This window comes from Heyndrickxia sp. FSL K6-6286 (assembly GCF_038630395.1).
GTDB classification, from domain to species: domain Bacteria; phylum Bacillota; class Bacilli; order Bacillales; family Bacillaceae_C; genus Heyndrickxia; species Heyndrickxia oleronia.
This window is the reverse complement of record NZ_CP152029.1, coordinates 4,738,640-4,760,736: the sequence shown is the minus strand read 5'-3', so window position 1 is coordinate 4,760,736 and position 22,097 is coordinate 4,738,640. Positions and strand designations below refer to the sequence as shown.

The following is a 22,097-nucleotide window of genomic DNA, read 5'->3' as shown; positions in this document are numbered from 1 at the left end:
TTTTAGCAAAGGAAGAAAACAATGAAAATTCAGCTACCCGTCCAGAAAAATGATTATATAGATGTAACCTTTGTCGATCTCACACATGATGGCCATGGTGTTGCTAAAGTAGATGGCTATCCCATCTTTGTTCCTAATGGATTGCCAGGAGAAAAAGCAAAGATTAAAGTAATTAAGGTCAATAAAGGATATGGATTTGGCCGTCTCATTGAGTTATATGAAACAAGTCCAGACCGGGTCACACCAGATTGTCCGATCTATAAGGAATGTGGAGGATGCCAACTACAGCATCTGAGCTATTCAGGTCAACTAAAGGCAAAACAGAAACAAGTAAAAGATGTACTACAAAGAATTGGTAAAATTGAAAATGTAACAGTTCATCCGGTCCTAGGGATGGAAGATCCATGGCGTTATCGCAATAAAGCACAGGTACCTGTCGGTGACAGAGAAGGCGGACTAATTGCCGGATTTTATCAGCATCGCAGCCACGATATTATCGATATGGAAGCTTGTCTCATTCAACAAGAGAAAAACGACACAGTCATCCAAATGGTAAAAGAAATTTGTGGAAAACATGGAGTTCGTGCATACAACGAAGCAACACATAAAGGCACATTACGTCATATAATGGCTCGCTATGGAATGAAAACCGGAGAAGTCATGGTCGTACTTATTACACGGACCGCAGATCTCCCGAATAAAAAAGCAATTATCGATGAAATCACAACACAAATACCTGGTGTAAAATCTATTGTTCAAAACATTAATACGAAGCGTACAAATGTCATTTTTGGACCAGAAACAAATGTACTTTGGGGAGAAGAAGTCATCTATGATTATATCGGTAACATCAAATTTGCCATCTCAGCTCGCTCCTTCTACCAAGTCAATCCAGAACAAACGAAGGTCCTTTATGATCAAGCCTTAAAATACGCAGGTCTAACCGGTCAAGAAACAGTTATTGATGCTTATTGCGGTATCGGAACAATCTCATTATTCTTAACCGAAAAGGCGAAGAAGGTTTATGGAGTAGAAATTGTTCCTGAAGCGATTGAAGATGCCAAACGAAATGCAGCATTAAATGGAATCACCAATGTTGAATTTGCTGTCGGTGAAGCGGAAAGAGTTATTCCTAAATGGTATTCAGAAGGCATCACTGCCGATGTTCTTGTTGTTGATCCACCGCGTAAAGGCTGTGACGAAACATTATTGCAAACCATTATTGATATGAAGCCAAAGAAAGTGGTTTATGTATCTTGTAACCCAGCTACATTAGCGAGAGATTTAAGAATATTGGAGGATGGGGCATATCAGACGGTTGAAGTGCAGCCGGTGGATATGTTCCCGCAGACGACGCATGTGGAGTGCTGTGCGTTGATAAAATTAAAAGAATAAATAGTCAAAAATCTATGCTGATGGAACTGTTGGTTCTCTAAAACGATAATTGATTTCAATGGTTCCATTTGCATGTACTTCTATTTCATCTACTAACAAATGAAGCATTTCAGGGGTAAGTGTACCTTCCTTCATGAATTTATCTAAGCTCTTTTTAAAATCAATTATTTCTTTTTCAATCTTTTGAAATTCTAGCTCCTTAGATAGTTGGTGAAGGGTAGTTTCAAAATTTGAAATGTCTTCATTGGTGATATTTATGGCTAATTGGTAATCTTCTTTAGATATAACACCATTAGCAAGAGAGATAACTAAATTGGATTTATCTCTCTTTTTATCGTTTAATTTTTCATTAATTTCGATTATCTTAGATTCGATTTTTTCTTTATACTTTAACGCTTTTTCACTTAATTCTTTAAAATAATTTTCCTTACTGAATTTCAAATATATCTTATTTAGGTTGGTTATTACTTTATCAGTTAAATCTATTTCACTTACGTAATGATCACTACATGCTTTTAAACCATATTTATTATAACTTCCACAAACATAACCTTTTCGATTCTTTTTAAAATGCATTGACTTCCTGCAATCTTTGCAAACCGCAGTATTTGTAAAGAGATGTACTTCAGCTTGAGGTCTCCTTCTTTTTCTAGTTTTTAAAATCTCTTGTACAATAAGAAAGTCTTCTAAAGGTATGATTGGTTCGTGGCTTTTTTCAATAATTATTTGGTTTTCCTCATTAACTGACCTTCTTCTTTTACTGGTAACACTCGGTCTATATTCTCTGCATTGTTGTAGTGTCCCAGTATAGTGAGGATTTTCGAGAATTTTTCTTATTGAAGATCCGTGCCATTTGTCAGTAGCGTTCTTTTTGCGGGCAAGCTGCGAGGGACTAGTGACCCCTTCGTTATACAATCCCCTTGCTATTGCATCAAAGCCTTTTCCAGCAATATATTCTGAAAAGATTCTTCTTACTGTGTCGGGTGTTGAATCGTTGCGGACTTTAAGTTTCTTATCTACGACTTCATAACCATACGGAGGATTAGAACCATTAAATTCAGCCATCTGTGCTTTCGTTTTAAACATGAGCTTTAAGCGTTCGCTAGTGTTTTGTGATTCAAGCTCATAGATCCAAGCGTATAAACCAAACATATTCCCCTTTTTTTCAAGAGTATTGATTGCACCATCTAATGTGATCAAATCTAAGTTATACTGCTCAACCATATCTTTTATTTTATATGCTAATGAAACATTTCTGGCCAACCTAGATAGCTCTTTAGCTAAAATAATATCGTATTTCCCATGAATACCATCTTCAAACAGCCTTTGAAGGCCTTCACGTTTTTCGGTTGTACCAGACTTTTGGTCAATGTAAAAGTCGTAAATATCCCAACCGTTATCAGCAACATATTTGTAAAACATTCTTTGCTGATTTTCTAATGAAGACTCTTGTTCTATACGTCCTGTAGAAACTCGTACTACTATAGCGCATCTCATGAAATTTCTGTCCTTTCGTTTTTCATGAGATGTAGTGGTGTATAGTAATCATAATTACGTATTTGTATTCCGTCAATTTAGATAATGGGCGTTATAGCTGAAAATAAAAAACCACTCGAATCTCTATAACAAGCGATAACGAGTGGATCTAATAATTGATTTATTTAATTCATAAATGATTTATCGGATACACGATAATATATTTTAATATCACCATACTCTTTTACTTCAATTCTATTAATAAGCAAGTGTATTAATTCGGAAGTTAGTTGATCAAATTTTATATAATCATTAATTTCAGCTTGAATTTTATCGATATTGATTTTTTGCTTAGTATTAGAAATTTTGAGTTCTAGTTCAATTTTTTTCTTTTCGATTTTATTGATATCTTCTTCTATATCTTTGATTGTTAATTTATAAGCCTCTGGACGAATTTTCCTTTTTGAGAAGTCTTTTGTTAGTTTTATGATATCTTTCTTCAAAGTTGTTAATTCTCTTTCCGCACGAGCTATTTCTTTAGTTTCGTTGGCAATCTTCTTATTAATTTTCCTTTTAATGATATCAAACTTGTCTTCTAATTTCATTTGTAAAGAAACTTTTGATAAATCATTCAAGATGACATTAATTATTTGATCCTCTTTAATATAGTGAGGTGTGCAAGCTTTTTCACCATGCTTATTATAATTACCGCATACATACCCTTTTCTATTTTTTTTATAATGCATTCCTCTACCACAATCTTCACAAAAAATTGTATTAGTGAAAAAATGTTTTTCCTGCTGTGGTCTTGTACGGCTTCTAGAAATGATTAAATCTTGTGCAGCCCAATAAATTTCAGGAGACACTATTGCCTCATGCGTATTTTCTTTAATTGCATAATCTTTTTCTTGTACTTTTTTCCGTTCATCAATTACTGATGGTTTTGTATCTCTACATTGAACTAGCATCCCAATATAATGAGGATTCATTAATATTTTCTTGATGGTCGAGCCATGCCATTTATCGCTAGCATTAATTTTTTCACTAATTTGAGATGGTGTGGGGATTCCTTCGTTATATAAATTTCTTGCAATAGCATCAAATCCGCGACCCTCTATATACTCTCGAAAAATACGTCTAACAATTTCAGGCGTATTGTCGTTTCTTATATATAGAGTTTTATTTTTTACATAGTATCCATACGGGGCTAGTGAACCTATGAATTCGCCATCTTTTGCATTAGTTCGAAGTGCTTGTTTAATTCTATCACTGGTATTCTGAGATTCTTTTTGATAAAGCCAAGCGTATAATCCGAAGTTATCTTGATTTTTATTTAAAGTGTCGATTGCCCCATCAAGTGTTTTGATATGAATATTATTTTTGCTAATTATATCTTTTAATTTGTAAGAAAGTGGTACGTTTCTTGCTAAACGTGAAAGTTCTTTAGATAAAATTAAATCAAATTTTTCATCCTTAGCATCTTGAATTAATTGATCTAGGCCTTTTCTATTGTATTTTGTACCAGATTTGACGTCAGCATAGAAGTCATATAAGATCCATCCTTTTTCCTCAATCATTTGCTTAAATAATTTCTCTTGGTTTGCAAGAGATGTTTTTTGTTCCTCTTTAGTAGTAGATACCCTTATTATTACAGCAACCCGCAAAGGCTTTCCTGATAGATAATCTTCAAGTATTTTATTAGCTTTGTCATTATTTATATCATTTGCCATTGCGAATCTCATGATCTTTCACTTCCTTTAGCAAAATCGTGATTCGGATCAATATTGTTTGACTGAATTTTAATAAGGTTATCAATTTGTGTGTTTAATAATTCCTTTAATATTTTATCTATTGTAATTTCTCCAGAATAAATTCTTTCTACTTTCATTTTTAAATTAGCCTCCATTTAAGTTTGGTGGCTAGATGTTTCAGCCGGCTTTCTGATCTAGCTGAAACATGATACTTTCGGATTTTATATATTTTAATAGGGGATAAAAAGTTTTTATTTTCAGATTTTTTTAAAAATGAAAGTAAGAAATAATAGGGGTGATTCTTTTTTATTTCTTTGAGTTACTTTTATGGATGTATAATCGAAATTTATATTCGCATATATCGACTGTAAAGATACTTTTTATAAGATGAAAAGTGTGATATAAAATGTTAAAATGAGGAAAGTAAGGGGTAAAACCCCTTGCTATCCAAATGGCTGTTCCATTGTGGATTTAGAGCATAATAATCCACCCTAACGGTTCACAGTGTAGCGGGGTGGATTATTTATTTATAGCTCTAAAATAACAATTCTATGATTTCTTTTTATAAATTAAGAGGGGGACGGGGTCGAATATGTATTTTTTACTATTTTTCTTAGTTCTTATGGTATTAATCATTCTAATTGTTATAAAGAGAAACAATAAAAAGTTAGTCCTAGCTTTAGCAGTTATACTGTTTCTGCTTACTATTGGTGGAATTATGTTTATCAGAGATGTTGTGCAAAATTTTGCCCCATAGTTACTAACTGAGATAAGAATATAAACAGGAGTATGAAGAATGAAAAGCTCAAATAAAATAGTTGTTGCTCTTAAAGGTGTTATTGTAAATGAAGGCAGGGTATTAATAGTTCAACGTGCAAAAGAAGATAAAATCGGCGGCGGGACTTGGGAATGTGTTGGTGGAAAAATAGAGTTTGGAGAAGATTTAGAATCTGCACTCTTACGAGAAATTAAAGAAGAAGTAGGATTATCTGTTACAGTAGAGAAACTTTTATATGCTACTACATTCAAAACCGATCCAACAAGACAAGTTGTTATTTTGACTTACCTATGTAGTAGCAATAGTAGTAATGCTATCCTTTCCAAGGAACACTCTAGTTTCAAGTGGGCCACTAAAGAACAATTGAGATTACTATTGTCTCAGGAAATAATAACTGATTTTGAGAAAAATAATGTTTTCTCTATAGAAGTATTGAATTAATATCATCTTCCTTGAAAAGTTATTGTATCAATAAGTGGTTCATTTACCGTTGAGAAAAATCATAACAAATCATTCACTAAATAATTTAAGCTAGAACAAATAGTTAAGGGGGAAAACAAATGATAAGAAATCTTATTAGTATAATTAGCTGCCTTCTTCTATTTTTTAGCGGGATGTACAATATAATTACTCATGGTTTTACATTTCCATTTCTTATTCTTTCATTGGGAGGTTTAATCGGCCTTATTGGTAGTTTATTTTACAAAGTGAAGAAAAAAGAAGCTTAACAACCTTATGGACTGAATCCTTTTCAGTCCTTTTTTGTTTATAACTTTGTAGAATTAAGTGAAAAGGTCTACAGATTTGCTCAAAACTCCAAGGTATTGAATATGAATCACATGTCTCATAAAGTAAGGGTATTAACCTTACTCAATACTTATATTCATAATTGAAGTCCAACAGGGATAAGTAATTGTTATGTACACTTTATTAAACAATCGGATACGGGACGAATGTCTACAACTATTATTGATGAGAGTTAACAACAAAATTTAACGGTAAATTATGTTTTTCAAAAAGGATTACTAATAATTTTTTATTAAGAAGATTTGATGATAACCACCCAAAAGGTGGTTATTTTTATTGTGGTATGTAGATCAACAACAGGTATCTTTAAAAAAGAGAACAAAATGAACAACAAACCAACATTTTATTGACAACATATGTAAAAATGTTGTAAGTTAAGGTGGACAGAAAGTTTGAAAAGGAAAAGTGTGGTGATTCCTATATTCCGATACATATTGCCTATGAGTCTTAATACTGAAAGGTTAGACCCGCATTACTATGAAATAAAAGAGAAATTAAATATGGAGATAGAGAAAGTTAACTCAGTTGAACTTTCGGAACTGTGTGAAGGGATATCTGATGGCACTCGTAATGCTAAAGATTTTTTTAGTGAGGGGATTCCATACATTAAGGTTTCCAACATAAATAACCAACAGATCGACTTGACTAATGTATCTTATTTAGTAAATTACTCAGGTATTGAATCGAAGGCAATTATCAAAAAAGGCGATATACTCATATCTAAGATAGCTGCAATCTTGAAGGTGGCTATAGTTGATGAAAAAGCCGATGGTGCTATTATCAGTCCAGATTTATTGAGAGTAAGGCCTAAAAGTTTGAAAGCAAAAGACATGATCTTTAATTTTTTGAATACTGAACTTGGTGAACTTTCATTAAAGCTAGCAGTTACTCCCTCGGTTATACCGAAAATTTCTATTAAGGAAATAGGTAAAATGTTAATTCCGTTAGATGAGCAACCTACTAGCGCCTCTACGAATCTAGATATGGAACAAGTGAATTATAAGCAGCTGCTAGAAAACTTTTATAACGTTGACGAGAAACGATACTTAGAAAATCTTTCACCTAATTTAATATGGGTATCGAAAGAGTTATCTCCAGATAGGCTCGATGTCCTATACTACCAACAATGTAATACAAGGTTGTATATGGATTTCAAAGAGCGATTAAGAAATGAGGAATGGGTACAACTAAGTGAAGTTGTTGAAATTGTTGATAAAACAATTAGTCCTTCTGAATTCAAAGATCAAATTATCTCGTATATTGGTATAAAAAATTTGGACCGTGAAAAATGGCTAATTCATACAACTGAAAAAGTTCCTTATAAAATAGTTAGGAGCCGTGCGCGCTATGAAGTAAAAGCAGGGGATATATTATTAGGGGTTATCGGCACAAAAGTTGGTGAAAAGGAGCAACCACTTGCAATTGTTCCAAACCATCTCACCAATTTCATAGCGTCCAATGTATTTGCAGTTTTAAGGACTTATTATTTACCAGAACGATATATACTTTGGTGTCTAACTCACCCATTTGTACGTTTACAGTTGAGAATAAAGAGTAGAGGTGGAATACAGCCTTTTCTATCAATACATGATTTAAAACAAGTTCTTGTTCCAAGGTTATCAAATAATAAAATAAAAGAAATTGACAGTATCTTAGACCTCTTTCAAGGAGGTGATCATCTTGATATTTCATGAATACCTAACCACACCAAAAACAACAGAACAATTAGTGAACATTGCAAAAGAACATGGATTGAATTGGAATGAGGACCAAGTAAAATTATATAGCTTGCTTGATCCTTCTATATATGAAACAGAATCAGGTCAATGGGCCGTTAAGGTTGATGACCGTCGCCAAACCATATTAGGGGCAATTGAAAAAGCATTAGAAAAGCGACCGATGACTAAGATTGACCCAAATATTATTGAACAGTTACCAAGTGATATGATTGTGCCTCAAAATGAGGTAATTGAAGTTGCTGTTAGTACAGGGCGTTATGAATCACCGAGAGAAAATATTATCCGAGTGAAACGAAAATAGGGAGGAACTAATAATGCAAGCATTAATTGAAGAGTTAAAAGAACAACTCATGATGAAGGGGTATAGTACATTTTCTGAACCAGAAACACATGAAGAAGATGGCACAACGATTTTCTTAGCTACCGGTGATGAAAAAATTGTTTATGTAAAGGTATTTGACAAAGGAGCAGATTTATCTTTTGAAGTACAAGATGCTGCTTTAATAGAGGCCCAGTATCATGAAGAGGCTCCAGATTTTATTTGGGCATCAAATGGTGAAGTGAATTATTACGCCGACTGTATCGAGTCAGATCCACTGGCAGAAATACCAGCTGTTATTGATGTAACTAAAAAAGAAAAACGACAAATTTCTAAACAAGAAGAATGGTCAAGAAAGATGTACTCTGCTCTTCAAAAGCGATTTGATGATTTGCATGAGCGCTTATATGGACCGGGTGGGGCTGATAATATTAGCAGTACTAACGAAGCCATCGATGAATTAAGTAAATTGCTGTTTATGGAGACTTTCCGCTTGTATCATCCGGACTATGTATTAAGAGAAGGGAAAAATGCAGGTCTGCGAATTTTTGATATTTTAAGGCATCAATACATAAAAGAGAAGGGAAAAGAAGCTGTTAGACAAATCCGAGATGCTTTTAAAGAAATAAAAAATCATGAGGATTATGTTGCAGTAAATGATCTTGGTGAAGAATGTTTTATCTTTAGTGAAGATGAGTACATTCGCCTAGAAAATCCAGCAAACTTTATTGCAGCGTTTGAAACATTTCAAGAACTAGATGACTTTGAAGATGAAAATGGAAACCGAGTGAAGGCGACATTGAAAAATGTCAGTGCGGATATACTAGGACGTTTATTCGATGTATTGATGCGTGGTAAATATGACAATAAAATCGGTCAAGCTACATATTTAACGCCAAGACAAGTAACTGAAGCAATGATTGAAATGGTTATGCATGATTTAACATCTAACCCAAAAGAAGCATCAAAATTAATCACTGCCGATGAAAAAGGTTTACCAACATTTAGAATGGGCGACATAACTTGTGGCTCAGGTGGATTTTTAATTAAGGGCTATGAAGGTGTTAAAAAGTATATGCTATCCCAATTTACAGGAACAATGAAAGAAAAAATGGAGAAGCATTTTGAACTTATGAAGGAACATAGTTTTGTTGGTGCAGATAAAACACGAAACATGGTATTGAAAGCTCGTTTAAATATGGCCATGCATGGATTACCAAAAGCACCGATATTCTGGGTGACAGATTCATTAATGACTGAATCATTAAAGCCTGAAAGTTTTGATTTAATTGTTACGAATCCACCATTTGGGTCTGGTTCAGTTTCTAATAAAACAGATGAAGGAAAGGAAATTATTAAACGTTATAGTACTGGTATTGATGAAACAGGCAAAGCGAAAAATGATGGGCTTTGTTTAGGTTCAAAACCAAATGCAAAAGGTGTTTGGAAAGAAGTTAATTCAACGGACCAAGCGGTATTGTTCATTGACCGTAACTTACAATTATTAAAACCCGGTGGACAGCTGATTATAGTTTTACCTGATGGAATTTTAAGTAATTCAAGTTATAAACACGTGCGAGAATATTTAATGGGTAAGAAAAATGAATTGACAGGTGAATTTGAAGGTGGTAGGACAATTGTTAAAGCAGTTGTTTCACTTCCAACAGTTACTTTCCAGCTATCGGGTACTGGAGCAAAGACATCTTTCTTATATATTAAGAAAAAGGAACACGAGAACGAGAGACAGGGTTCTGTATTTATGGCAGTGGCAGATGAAATAGGTTTTGATGTTAAAAATAAAGTAGAAGTGCAGTTAGGAAATGATCGTAATGATTTATTGAAGATTGTGGATGCTTATAAAAAGGGTGAATAATTATCCATTTAAAAACAACTAGAAAGGAGATTGTTAATGGCTCTCACAAACCAAATAGATGCTAATTTTATTGATACTAATTTTATCCTTGAGGATAGATTAGATGCCCATTATTATTCAAATAAATTTCATGATGTTGAGAAAAAAATAAAATCAACACCTTTTGAAGTGAAAAAGTTTATAGATATTTCCAAAAAGATTAAATGCGGGCCTTTTGGTTCATCAGTTTTAGCTGAAAATTATGATGAAACTGGGATTATTATGGTAAGACCTTTAAATTTAAAAAATGTACTGTTATCTAACGATGATTTGGTTAGGTTTCCAGAAAAAGCTCTTGGTAATAATTTCCCGAAATTTAAACATGAGGATTTGTTGTTTGCAAGGGTGGGAGTGCCTTCTTGTTCAATTATTCCCAAAGCATTTGAATGTGTGACAATTAGTCCTAATATTATTGCTGCTGAGTTAATCGAAAATGTTGATGCTTATTATATTGCAGCATTCTTAAATACTACTTTTGGTCTTTTGCAGATTGAACGAAGGTTTAAAGCTGTATCGCAGCCAACAGTTTCTACAGAAGAAATAAAAACATTAGATATTCCTTTGCCTGATATAAAATTTCAAAAGTATATAGGTGACAAAATTCGCAAAGCAGAATATTTACGTGTAGAAGCCGATCAATTGATAAAAACAGCAGAAAATCAATTCAAAGAACTTTTAGAGATTAAAAAGGACTCCAGCATTTATAACAATAATGCCGGAAACCAATCCCTAAGTTCAATAAAAAAGCCTGTACTTTTATATGTTAATGAAAATGAAATAAATGAGAGGTTAGATGCACAATCGTTTCATCCTGAGTATTTTGATACTGTAAAGCAAGTTAAGGATATGAGGTTTCCTAACATTAAATTAAAGGATACTTTAAGTTATTTCGATACTGGGATTTCTTCCCCTACTTATAGTGACAAAGGTTTTCATATTATTATGACAAAAAACTTAAATAATTCCTTCATTAATATGGAAACAAAACGTGTTAGTGAAAAAGAAGTACCTAAAGATAAGTTATTAAATAAAAATGATGTGCTATTAACTACATATGGTGGTCCTTCTATTGGAAAAGTAGATATATGGGATATAGATAAAGAAGCAACATTTGATTATACAATAATGAGATTAGATTTTAATGAAGAATTTAGTCCTCATTTTATGCTTCTGCTTTTAAGATCTAAGTTTGTTCAAAATCAAATCAGATATAAGATTAAAGGAACCACAGGTATTACGTTTGTAAATCCAAAAGATATATTAGAAGTATCTATTCCTAAAATACCAAAAGAACTTCAAAATTTAATTAGTGAATATATTACTAGGAGTACAGAGTGTTATTATGACTCTTTGAAATTAATTGAAGATGCTAAATGCATTGTAGGATCCCTTATCGAAGGAACATTTGATGAATCGGAAATGGCAGAGATGTAGTAGTTTTTGGTGAAGGGAGGCTTTTATTTGGATGTAAAGAGGAACTATCAATCATTAAAGCAATTATATGATTATGGAGAAAGTAGGTATCAGGAATCACTAGCTTTTTTAGAGCAACAGAGGCTACTTAGACGAATACAAGACCGTTATGTTATTACAAATAATTGGATTGCTTATCATCAACAAATCCAATACGAACAAGAGTATTTATTCTCACTCTTTTGTCTTAAAGATGATTATCAAAAATATTTAGTAGAAGTTGCACTTTTAACCGCTTTAAAGATGAGTGAAGTGAAGGATATAGAGGGAATTGAAACATTTGTTAGTAACTTATCAAATCTTTCTACATATGCGGTTTCTGTATTAGCAGAAATTAAAGAAGATAGTGGTTTTTCAATTACGCATTTAGAAGGTCAATTAAAACAAAAAGAAGAACAATATCAAAATCTCAATAGGTTTATCTTTGATGGCCCACCACATTATCAACGTGTCATGTTTTATCTGAATTATGTTCAAGCATATAAGCAAGAAAACGTGATGGATAATATAGAACTTGGAAAAAAGATTGATGAACAGTGGCAAAAAGGGAGAAAGATTTCAACTGATTTATCCCTCGTTCCTTTAAAAGAACGGTTACGTTATATGTTGGTGCCTTCGATACCTGAGCGAAAAATTGAACACCCACAATTTCAACATATCTTTACATATCCGTGGAAGTTATTTGTTTTCCTTTGTTCTATTGTACGAGAGAATTTTGAAGCACAAGGAGTACAGGCTATTCGCTTTCAAGTGGTTGGGGATGGTGTTGATGTGTTATTAACAGCAAGTAATCATCAGGAATTTCGATATGGGAGCTTTGATGAATTTGCTACTGAATTCTGTAAAGTAAATCAGTACCAACTGTTTCCTAATGAATTGCGTAACTTACACACTATTTTTCAAAACCTTGTTGAACGTAAATTACTTACTGTTGTAGACGATGAATATCGTTTACCAACAACAATAGAAGATGTAATATATCATACTCGTTTATTTATTCCTCTTATTGCCGAGAGTAAACAGCTACGTGGAAGGTTGGAGCAATGGGTCGATGAATTGAGGGAAAAACGATGAAACATATTCGCCTTTCAATTGAACGCTTTTGGATTGAACCGGGCAACTTTGAATTATGGTGTGAGCAATTATCGCGCATACCACAGCAAACAGAAGCAAAATCAATGAAAGAAATTGCCTCATTTTACTTAGATAAAGATGTAATTGAAAAAGATAAAAAGCTTGATCGTTCAAAAGAATTGTTTGGATTATTAGGATATGAGTACTTTAAACGAACTGCTCAATTTGAAATTAAAGGTGTATTCTTCCTTGAACGAATTGATGGCCATTTACAACTAACTGAGGACGCAAAAAAAATTACAAGTTCCTATAAAAATGATGAAGGATGGGAAGTGTTGTTAGCAAGGCAGTTACTACGTTTCTCACCAAGAGTTAGGGTTGTTATTCATATGCTTTTAAATGGTGGATATTTTAATACTAATGGTGCATCGTTGGATTTTATCGGGAAATGGCAGCTAGATATGGACGGTGCATCATATCATCCTTTTGCAAGTAATCCGCAAAAAAATGATATGAATCGTTTATTAGAACTTTTTAAAGTAGAAGCATTAGGTAATGAGTGGATGAAACTTCTTCTGGAGAAAGAAGTTGGGTTGGAAGAAGGTTGGTCTTTTATTGGCTCTGGAGGAAAAGAACCTGCTATAACAAATCTAACAGCATTTATGCGCGCTCCTATGCAATTGTTTGAATATCTAGATTGGTTCATTAGAGATGAAGGTGGAAAAGTAATTTTAAATAAAGAAAAAGTCTCTAATGACATAGATGACTTAGGTTCGCTATTTACAATTACTCCAACAGATTCAGTAGATGAAGTACATACATTAAAAGAAACCATTCATTTTCTTTCTGATGATCGCGGCTTTTTCCCACTTGAACCAGTTTTAGAACAAGTTTTAATAAAACATTACCCTTCTTGGGATAAGGGTCTTTCTCGGTTCATTGATTATTATATTACAGATGGTATAAATAAGGGGATTTTTACTGTAGTTGCACATGAATCAGGCCAACCACGTCATGGTAGAGGTTATCTAGGAAAACGCGAGTATCAGTTAATAAAGCTTGATATTCACCGATAAGGAGTGTTCAATTCATGAAAAAATCAGTTTGGTTAAAAGATGGGGTTTCTACCTTTCCTGTATTACAGCCAATGGTTGGACAGCATGAGTTTTTTCAAGCATATCAGAATTTTTTAAGTGATATCAAAGATGCACCGATGTCTCGTATTTTTACACTGATTGCGAAATGGGGTATTGGTAAATCAAGGATTGCTTATGAACTCATAAGTGAGGTCCTTGGAATTGATAAAGGTTGGACGATTCGAAATAGTGATGGAGATTTAGAAGAAGTCAGGCTTTTAAAAGAAGATTTTGAAGATCGTATATTACCAATTTATATTCGCTATGAACAAATGAATGAAGATTATCTGTATGGAGACAATTGGGTGGGCTATGGAGCATATATTGCTCTATCAAAACTTGCCAATCAAAATGTTGAAACAACAATTCAGGGCAGTATTATTAAGCATTTGCAAAGTAGTCTAATTCCACTTGGTTTTTCACCTCAAAAATTAGGTGAGATTATTGAAAAAGGACAACATTCTCCAGAACAATTATTAGGAGAAGATATTCCACTCCTAGATAAGCTTGTACAAGAAGGAATGAAGTATTTAAATCAATTTTCAATTGATCACCTACATATTATCGTTGATGAAGTGGAATCAGAATATGAATTGTTTAGAGATGAAATACATGAAAACAATGAAGAACGAAAAAAGAAACTAGATGGTGAAGCGATAAAAGTTATAACGTCTGCCATTAAGCATGAAGATAGTCGTTCTCGGCATCCTAATGTTTCATTCTTACTACTATGCTCTCCAGCAATTGGTGATCAAATTAAGTCACTAGAAGCATTAGATCGTCGTGGAGATAAGCTAGAGATGACACAGAATTCGTACGCGGATATCTCCGATTATATTGAATCTTTACAAAAAGCGGGGAAGATTCGTCAATATCCTGAAGGGCTCGTTGAAGCGTCTTATACTATTGCTGCAGGGAACTTTGGTTGGCTTAATGTTATTATGGCTCATTGTGATCAATATTTAGATAATCAACCTGATGCTGAGGCAGGGCAAATATTACTTGATCTTTCTCAATCTGTACCGCGTTTTAAAGATAGTTTAATTGATATTTCACAACTTGATTATATTGATTCGAGTCCTGTACATCAACCGTTGCTAAAAAAGGCATTATTACGTCAATTACCGGTCCCTAAACAGGAGTATACCGAACAAGAGCAACAAGTATTATTATCAGCCAAAAATCTTCAAGGAATTCCTTTATTTAAAGAATTTATTGCTATTCCACTTACAAAAAGTGATCTTGGATTTTATCTTGTAAATAATAAATATCGCCCAGATGTTGACCATTTCTTTGTAAATGAGTCAACAGGTGAGAAGTTTAGCCTAGATGTTTTAATTCGTAGTTTGGAAACATTTTCTATTAATGCACCAGATAATTATTTTATCATCGGAAAAGAAAGGGAAACTTTTCTTTCACAAGTAAGAACACTTTATCCAAAAGATGAGGTCGTCGATGCAGCTGAGATTTTATTTAGTTATTTTGAACAAAAAAAAGACCAAGTTTTAAAAGAAACGTTTATTGGTCCAAACTTTGCTTTTCTTGAGCGTTTGAATCGTCGGTATGCTGCACAAACGGGTATTGCAAATTACTTGTTATTAGATGAAAAGGATCAAGCATTACAGCAGTTGCTAAAAGAACGTACAAAGGATTATGGAAAAGATATCGAAAGAACGGTTTTAGGGTTTATTCGTTCATTAGAACAAGAATATCCATCTACTGAAACACTTAAAGTTAAAGGACAAGTGTGTGGATTTAGGAGTCATGTTGAACGGGATATTTACTTAGGGGTTCATCCTAAAAAGGTTGTAGATGTCGTTTGGGCAAGTAGATTGGAAAAGTTAAATGACCTTGCAGAAAGTAATCTTCTTGATATTGGCGTGCATCCAATATTTATTTTATCGTCTACAGCTGATACAGAAATTGATATTAACAAGTTCAAACGTGACTACCCACTTGCAGGTAGATGTGTAATCTTTTTCCAAGTAACGAATTTACAGAAGAATGTATTAGAAGTTTTATCTGTTGACCGTGAAGTCATGGATATTCGACCAGTTGCTCATCAATTAGCTACTCCATTTAAGGCAAAGATTAGAGCATTACGTGATGAAATTTCTAAAGTTTCAAGAGCTTGGTTTGAACATATTGATCAGCAAGGCCATGTTTTAAGACCATTAATCTTTACAAAGGCCGAAGAAGATAACCTACCGTTATTAGCAGAAGGGTACACTAGGATGTTAATTCATAGTGCAACCTCTACAGAACTTGGTATTAAACAAGGGGTTAAATTCCCTGAAAGTGAAAAATACAATAGATTTTTCCAAGTCCTAAAAGCAACAGAAGTTCGGACAAAGCTAGAAAAGGATGGATATGAGGGTGCTAAGTTATTTGTAAAGACCAATGAAGATGATTATGAGGTTCAAGTGCCTGTAACATTTGCCGCATTGTTAACCTATATAGGGAACACTCGACGTGTTTTTAAAGATATTCAAAATACGTTCTTTTTTAGTTCTGTCGATACAATCAAGCCAGTTAAAATTGTTGAGCAATGGATTTACTTTTTACAAGATTTAAAAGTCATTGAGGTTCAAGGTGGCACTCACGCTCAAAATGTAATAAAAGCTACATTAGAATTTCAACGTGATAAAGTTCAGAAGTGGCGTGATGAAGAGTACGACAAGTTAGTTGACGAATTTAAACAAACTATTGATAAAAATAGACTAGGAATACTAAAAGACGATAAATATCGTGGTCGTTTAGATTTAATTAATGAAGTATTAAAAGAGATTAATCTTTCTTCATTACAGGTTGATACAGTTAATCCACTTGATACTTGGAAGGAACAATTAAAGCTACTACAAACTTTCCATACAGAATGTAATTTTATTTATGATGAAGAACAATGGAATTCAATACCGTTTAATGAGCGAATAATAAGCACTTTAAATATCCAAGACAATGAAATGCCTATTTGGAAAAAGCTTCGACTCGTTCAGTTGTTCCATGATTATATTTCGACCTTACAAAGAAATATATTGTCCAAATTAAAGGAAAAACTTGAATCAATAAAATCTAAGAGTATCTATAAGGATTATGTTTTACCAATTATCCAATTTACTAATGCATTAGAACGCTATCAGACAGAAATCGAATATGCAAAGGATTATATAAAATCTTCAAAACGTGAAACAATGGTTGCTCAATCAGATAGCCTAGCACATCATTTATGGTTGGCTAATTACAAAGAGGCAATAGATAGATTAAACACGATGATTAGTGAAATAGGTTTGAAAAAAGAGGGACAAAATCAAGTTGAATGGAAAGAGCATAGTGGTATTTCTGGTCGTTACGATGAAATGTTTGAAAAATTTAAACAAGTAGTAGATTATTTTGTTGAGAATCAGCCAATTGTTCAGAAATGGTTATCTTACTTTGAGTTAGCACCTATTGATGTAAAACAAAAAGTTCAGTCAGACCAACTTGAGGCAAATTATCATGAAATTCAGATGTTTCTTGATGCTGGTTTTGATGAGCAAATCGATGATTACCATCTGGCGCAAAAAGGTAATCCTATTCAACTAATTGAATACAGTGAGAGGTTATTACAAGAACACAAGAATAACATTACATCTTTAATCTCAATGCTTAACCAAATTGAAAGTTCAATGAGGAAAATTCGTGACGAATACTATGATCAAGAATTGATTGATTCAGTAAACTTTATTTATCGTCTTCAGCATAAATTACCTTATCAGCCGGAAATTGGTACAGCGATCCAAGAGATCAGCTATGAAAAAACAATAGAAACTGTAAAAAAGAAAATGGAACAATTAGATGAAGACGGTAGACGATTCTTTAAGGATAAGAATGCTCAGTTTGTTCGATTTGAATTTTTTAAAGAGGTTGTTAAGAGAAAGGCAGATATTGATTGGAAAAGTTATCCGAGAGAAAAAGAGGAACTAGAAAATCTCGGACTAATTAAGACAAAAGTGGTGTTGTCCTAATGAACATCCAAATCGTTAAGAATTATACAAAAAGAACGGAATATAAAATGTTAAAGAACTGGATAAATGTCAACGAACGACATATCGATGAATTAACGTCTGGTATTTGCGTTATTCCAGCTATTATCATATTGAAACTGTCGGAAGTAGAGTTGCAATCATTAAATAAATGGTGGAGACAATGGGGGAACCAACTTATTGTTTCCCCTCCTTTTCATCAAATGGACGTTGTTTCTTTGCTTCAGTTAAAGGTTGATCTGTCAGTACAAGGAACTGAAGCCCAATCATTTAACAGCCTTCCTGTTATTGAATCAATTAAGACTAATACTAAATCAAAGTGGGAACTTGCTAACGGTGAGATAGTTGCTATTGATCATTTTGAACATTCGGGAAGTGGATGTGTCACTTTAACAACAGTTCCATTACTCGATTATCGTTTATTGTCCAAGCAAGATGTATGTAAAAAGTTGTTTTTAGAATTAATAATAGATAATAAATATGATGAATCCACCACAGTTCGGGAGCAATTTATACTTAGCCCTGTTCATGAATACATACTGATACTAGCTTCTGCAAACGTATTAGAACCATCGAAAATATCAGGGCAGTTAAGCAACTTCTTTAAGGAAAACCTATCAGATAATGAAGCTTTGGAATTGCTTCAACAGTTGATAGATCAGAAACTTCTAGAGGATTCTTGTGCAATAACAGACGCGGGAGAAACGTATATCAATCTTAAAGGGTATAAAGCGTTTGTTCGAGAGATAAAGATATGGAGGCGTGACGATGGAACATGGAGATAAGAAAAGAGATATATCCATCGCGAATAGTTTAGTTGCAAAGGTACAGTTGGGTTTACCAAGTACAGTCGCCAAACTGGGTTCTAAAATGCGTTTTATTGATCAAATAGCCCCAAAACTTCGCAATAGTGGTGTAATTCGAACGGTCACTAAGAAGATCCCGTTAACTCTAAACGTTACAGGAATTGCTACTGCGAGTAAAACAATCCCTGCTTTTGGTGGAATTCTTTATAGTGCAGGTGCGCTTCGCCAAGATCTTTCAATTCAAGACGGGGTAGTATATCAAACCTATCAAGATAGTTTAGTGGATATTGATGAAGCGGATGACGTTGATGTAACCCAAAAGTTGAAATTTGTTCATATAAATCAGATGTATGATTTGTTAGAAGAATTACTAAATGAAGCCAATAGACCTGAGCTTGTAATCGTAGATTCACCTTTAATACTAGAACGAAGCGATGCACCGTTAGAATCCTATGAAGAACTTCACTTTGACTATATCGCTTGTAAAGAGAGAATTGAACAATTTTGGAAAGATCATAAACATGAGATTTATCCTTTTAACTCTAGTGGTGTGAAAATAGTTTCAGTTAGCTCAAAACGTTTTGGTTCTGTTTTCTATGGATTAACTTCTGATCATACAGAAAAATATATGATTGATTCATTAGTTACACAAGAGCTTTCATCTCTAAGTACCTCTTTTGATAAGATAAAAAAAGTCGGTGTAAAGAAATTATTAAATGGAGTATTAACAAGAAGAACAAGAACAGCTGCCTATGAATTTGACCTTTTAACTTCAGATAATCGGTTAGAACCACAATTTGTTAGAGAGCTTGGGGTAATAAATTTTCATTTTCGTGCAGGTATGAGAACAATGCCTCTTTTGGTTGAAGCGATTGGGCATAAAGAAGACTGGAAAACTGAATCAGTTGATGAGCTAACCTCTGATTTGATTTCATTATATACAATTGATCAATTAAAAGCATTACCTCTTCCACTTTGGTATGCAAGTCATGGATTAAAGGCTATTAAGACAGGGACAATCATTCAGTATTATAAGTCACAAGCACATGAAATGATTAAAAATGAAAACGTAGAAAGTGTATGGACCGAGGAAGTTGATTTGTTTGGGGAGGATGACTTATGAGCGAAGATAAATATATTGGTAAGCTAATTGGAAACACAGGAAATCCAAACGATTTAAAAATGATTCTCCATGATAGTTTTGTTGCAAGACGGGGGGAATTTGTTAAGATAGCCCACCAAGAACGAGAGGATGAAGAAGTAACATATGTTCTTGGACGCATTACATCTATATCTAGGAGTAACATTCTTTATAACAGTGAAATGGGAGATGGATTAAATTCCATTGAATTACTGCCCGGTACACAGATGACAGGAGAAACACTTTTTGGAACGATTGATCTTGTAGGATACAAAGAGGCTAGAACTGGTCAAATTCGTATTCCGAGAAGACCTCTTGATCCCGGTAGTAAGGTTTTAGGAGTCGATTATGAATTTCTTGCTAAATTCTATCAATTTGATGAGAACAAAAGCATTGCAATTGGAAATCTAATAGGCTATGAACGTGGAGAAAATATAGTACCAGTTTATATGGATGTTAATAAATTAGTAACGGAACATTTAGCAGTATTAGCGATGACTGGCTCAGGTAAGTCATATACAGTTGGACGTATTATTGAAAGATTAGTTGCTCAAATGAACGGAACAGTAGTGGTCTTTGACACTCATGGTGAATACGGTAAGGCTTTTGAAAAGGGAACTGTTCATTTCAACAGTGATTTAGAACATATTGAGGATCCGAAAGAAAAGGATAATATCCTATTTATTCAAGAAAGACTAAAGAAGCTGCAAGAAGCTGGCGGTGGTATTAGGGTATATACTCCACAAATGGAGGAATTTGATTACAAATATGCTGGTAAAAACAATCATCTCGCCTTACAGTTTGACCGTTTTGAAATGGATGATTTTGAAGAAATTTTACCGGGCCTAACGGAACCTCAACAACGAGTACTGGATGTTGCACTTCGTTACTGGAAATTCAAGTATCCACATCCACCAAGGGATATTAAAGATTTGCGTGAATTATTGTCTGGCGATTTAGAAGAGTTAAAAAGTTGGGATGATCTTTCAGATGCTGAATCACGTGCTTTGAATGGTAGGAGTGCTGCTGTGGCATCTATGAAGTTAAAACGAGTTATTAATGAAGCTAAAAGCTTCTACACTAGGGCAATTGGAGAACCTACCGATATATACAATTTAATTGGTGAAATGAATGAAAGAAATGGCCGATTAATTATAGTTGATTTACAAGGGATATCTGACGATGCGAAACAAATTGTAACAGCTTTAGTGTCTAGTGAAATTATGCGTGCTGCTGCAGATAAACAGCGTCCAATTCGTCCATGTTTCTTAGTATATGAAGAAGGACATAACTACGCACCTGCTGGTACTCCAACCATTTCAAAGAAAATCATAAAGAAAATTGCAGCAGAGGGAAGAAAATTTGGAGTTGGTTTTGCGATTGTCTCTCAACGCCCATCTAAGTTGGATGCTGATGTTACTTCACAGTGTAACACTATTATTACTATGCGTTTGAAAAACCCAGATGATCAACGTTTTATAACTAAAACTTCAGATATGCTTACAAAAGCCGATATTGACGAATTGCCTGCACTATCTACAGGAGAAGCTTTACTTACTGGTCGTTCTATTCCTGCACCTTTATTGGTAAAAGTCGGTACGAAAGCCCTTGTTCATGGTGGTCAATCACCAGAGGTTGTTAAAGAATGGGGAGTCTTTAATGGATGATAAGGAAAAAATAAAAGAGTGGATTATCCAAGAGTTTAAAAACGGTGAGATTCGTGATACTTGGTTTCCAATGCTTGCTGTTTCAGGAATGAGAGATTATTCAGAAACTGTTCATTCCACTGGATTAAACTATATCACAGAGATAGGGAGACGGTTAGACGGATATACAGCGGTTTCTGAGTATCCTGTGTATCCGATTAGTGAAAGTATAGGGCATAGCATAACTCGTGAAGTTCGACCTGATTCAATTTGGTATAACAAAGAAGATCTAAAGCCAGTATTGGTGTCAGAATTTGAAAGATTCGAAAATTCTATAGCTAAAAATAATAAATTAAGGGAAAAGATTGAAAATCTATTGATTGCCTATCATCAGCTTGGTGGTAATCTCCCTATTATATTATTTGTATATTGGTCTCATAGTGGAATAGTACCAAAGGATATTGATAAATATATTTCTATTTTTGATGAAGGTTTTCGTTTACCAAATGGCACTTATATTAATGGGATAAATTCATTTGAAAGTGATTATTTGGTTTTTCAAGCGGTTGCTAAAGGTAACAAAGAAAAATTGACGATCAATCAATGGATTCAGGTGAAGTAG

The 22,097-nt window shown here is 33.7% G+C and carries 17 protein-coding genes and 1 pseudogene; 14 read left to right on the top strand and 4 right to left on the bottom strand.

Translation table 11 applies throughout. The annotated features are described in order from the left end of the window. Nucleotides 1-21: 21 nt before the first annotated feature. The gene (rlmD, locus tag MHI39_RS23945; RefSeq protein ID WP_342540386.1) at nucleotides 22-1,395 is read left to right on the top strand and encodes a 23S rRNA (uracil(1939)-C(5))-methyltransferase RlmD; all 1,374 of its coding nucleotides are present in this window, start codon (nucleotides 22-24) and stop codon (nucleotides 1,393-1,395) included. A 12-nt stretch (nucleotides 1,396-1,407) separates the two neighbouring features. Here the strand turns inward: rlmD and MHI39_RS23940 are convergent, their stop codons facing one another. From MHI39_RS23940 to MHI39_RS23925, 4 genes and pseudogenes are all read right to left on the bottom strand, one after another. After that, on the bottom strand, nucleotides 1,408-2,460 hold the full coding sequence (locus MHI39_RS23940) for a recombinase family protein (protein WP_262176174.1): 1,053 nt from the start codon (nucleotides 2,458-2,460) through the stop codon (nucleotides 1,408-1,410). A gap of 60 nt (nucleotides 2,461-2,520) precedes the next feature. Then, nucleotides 2,521-2,892 (bottom strand): annotated as a pseudogene (locus tag MHI39_RS23935) (recombinase family protein); the annotation flags it as partial. Between the two features lie 164 nt (nucleotides 2,893-3,056). After that, nucleotides 3,057-4,601, bottom strand: coding sequence for a recombinase family protein (locus MHI39_RS23930; protein WP_246483847.1), 1,545 nt, complete (start codon nucleotides 4,599-4,601; stop codon nucleotides 3,057-3,059). Between the two features lie 8 nt (nucleotides 4,602-4,609). Continuing rightward, a complete protein-coding gene (locus MHI39_RS23925; protein ID WP_202778099.1) occupies nucleotides 4,610-4,759 on the bottom strand; it encodes a hypothetical protein in 150 nt (49 codons plus the stop codon). A gap of 659 nt (nucleotides 4,760-5,418) precedes the next feature. Here MHI39_RS23925 and MHI39_RS23920 point away from each other — a divergent pair. The 13 genes from MHI39_RS23920 to MHI39_RS23860 all read left to right on the top strand — a co-directional run bounded on the left by MHI39_RS23920 (nucleotide 5,419) and on the right by MHI39_RS23860 (nucleotide 22,097). Continuing rightward, on the top strand, nucleotides 5,419-5,841 hold the full coding sequence (locus MHI39_RS23920) for an NUDIX domain-containing protein (RefSeq protein ID WP_342540385.1): 423 nt from the start codon (nucleotides 5,419-5,421) through the stop codon (nucleotides 5,839-5,841). Nucleotides 5,842-5,960: 119 nt separating this feature from the next. Then, nucleotides 5,961-6,128 (top strand): hypothetical protein, encoded by a 168-nt coding sequence (locus tag MHI39_RS23915; protein WP_342540384.1) that lies wholly within the window; start codon nucleotides 5,961-5,963, stop codon nucleotides 6,126-6,128. A gap of 471 nt (nucleotides 6,129-6,599) precedes the next feature. After that, a complete protein-coding gene (locus tag MHI39_RS23910) occupies nucleotides 6,600-7,901 on the top strand; it encodes a restriction endonuclease subunit S (RefSeq protein ID WP_342540383.1) in 1,302 nt (433 codons plus the stop codon). After that, on the top strand, nucleotides 7,888-8,247 hold the full coding sequence (locus MHI39_RS23905) for a hypothetical protein (RefSeq protein WP_342540382.1): 360 nt from the start codon (nucleotides 7,888-7,890) through the stop codon (nucleotides 8,245-8,247). The genes MHI39_RS23910 and MHI39_RS23905 overlap by 14 nt, the downstream gene beginning before the upstream one ends. A gap of 13 nt (nucleotides 8,248-8,260) precedes the next feature. Beyond that, the gene (locus MHI39_RS23900; protein WP_342540381.1) at nucleotides 8,261-10,138 is read left to right on the top strand and encodes an N-6 DNA methylase; all 1,878 of its coding nucleotides are present in this window, start codon (nucleotides 8,261-8,263) and stop codon (nucleotides 10,136-10,138) included. A 36-nt stretch (nucleotides 10,139-10,174) separates the two neighbouring features. After that, a complete protein-coding gene (locus tag MHI39_RS23895; RefSeq protein WP_342540380.1) occupies nucleotides 10,175-11,611 on the top strand; it encodes a hypothetical protein in 1,437 nt (478 codons plus the stop codon). Nucleotides 11,612-11,638: 27 nt separating this feature from the next. Next, the gene (locus tag MHI39_RS23890; RefSeq protein ID WP_342540379.1) at nucleotides 11,639-12,724 is read left to right on the top strand and encodes a hypothetical protein; all 1,086 of its coding nucleotides are present in this window, start codon (nucleotides 11,639-11,641) and stop codon (nucleotides 12,722-12,724) included. Continuing rightward, nucleotides 12,721-13,800 (top strand): hypothetical protein, encoded by a 1,080-nt coding sequence (locus MHI39_RS23885; protein WP_342540378.1) that lies wholly within the window; start codon nucleotides 12,721-12,723, stop codon nucleotides 13,798-13,800. The genes MHI39_RS23890 and MHI39_RS23885 overlap by 4 nt, the downstream gene beginning before the upstream one ends. Nucleotides 13,801-13,814: 14 nt before the next feature. Continuing rightward, nucleotides 13,815-17,864, top strand: coding sequence for a hypothetical protein (locus MHI39_RS23880; RefSeq protein WP_342540377.1), 4,050 nt, complete (start codon nucleotides 13,815-13,817; stop codon nucleotides 17,862-17,864). Then, nucleotides 17,864-18,667: a hypothetical protein gene (locus tag MHI39_RS23875; protein ID WP_342540376.1), complete on the top strand. Its 804-nt coding sequence runs from the start codon at nucleotides 17,864-17,866 to the stop codon at nucleotides 18,665-18,667. The genes MHI39_RS23880 and MHI39_RS23875 overlap by 1 nt, the downstream gene beginning before the upstream one ends. Continuing rightward, nucleotides 18,651-19,811 carry a hypothetical protein gene (locus MHI39_RS23870; RefSeq protein ID WP_342540375.1) on the top strand — a complete coding sequence of 387 codons (1,161 nt, stop codon included), beginning with the start codon at nucleotides 18,651-18,653 and terminating at the stop codon, nucleotides 19,809-19,811. Before MHI39_RS23875 ends, MHI39_RS23870 begins: the two co-directional genes overlap by 17 nt. Beyond that, nucleotides 19,808-21,496 carry a DUF87 domain-containing protein gene (locus MHI39_RS23865; protein WP_342540374.1) on the top strand — a complete coding sequence of 563 codons (1,689 nt, stop codon included), beginning with the start codon at nucleotides 19,808-19,810 and terminating at the stop codon, nucleotides 21,494-21,496. The genes MHI39_RS23870 and MHI39_RS23865 overlap by 4 nt, the downstream gene beginning before the upstream one ends. Next, nucleotides 21,489-22,097, top strand: a complete 609-nt coding sequence (locus tag MHI39_RS23860; RefSeq protein WP_342540373.1) for a hypothetical protein — start codon at nucleotides 21,489-21,491, stop codon at nucleotides 22,095-22,097. Before MHI39_RS23865 ends, MHI39_RS23860 begins: the two co-directional genes overlap by 8 nt.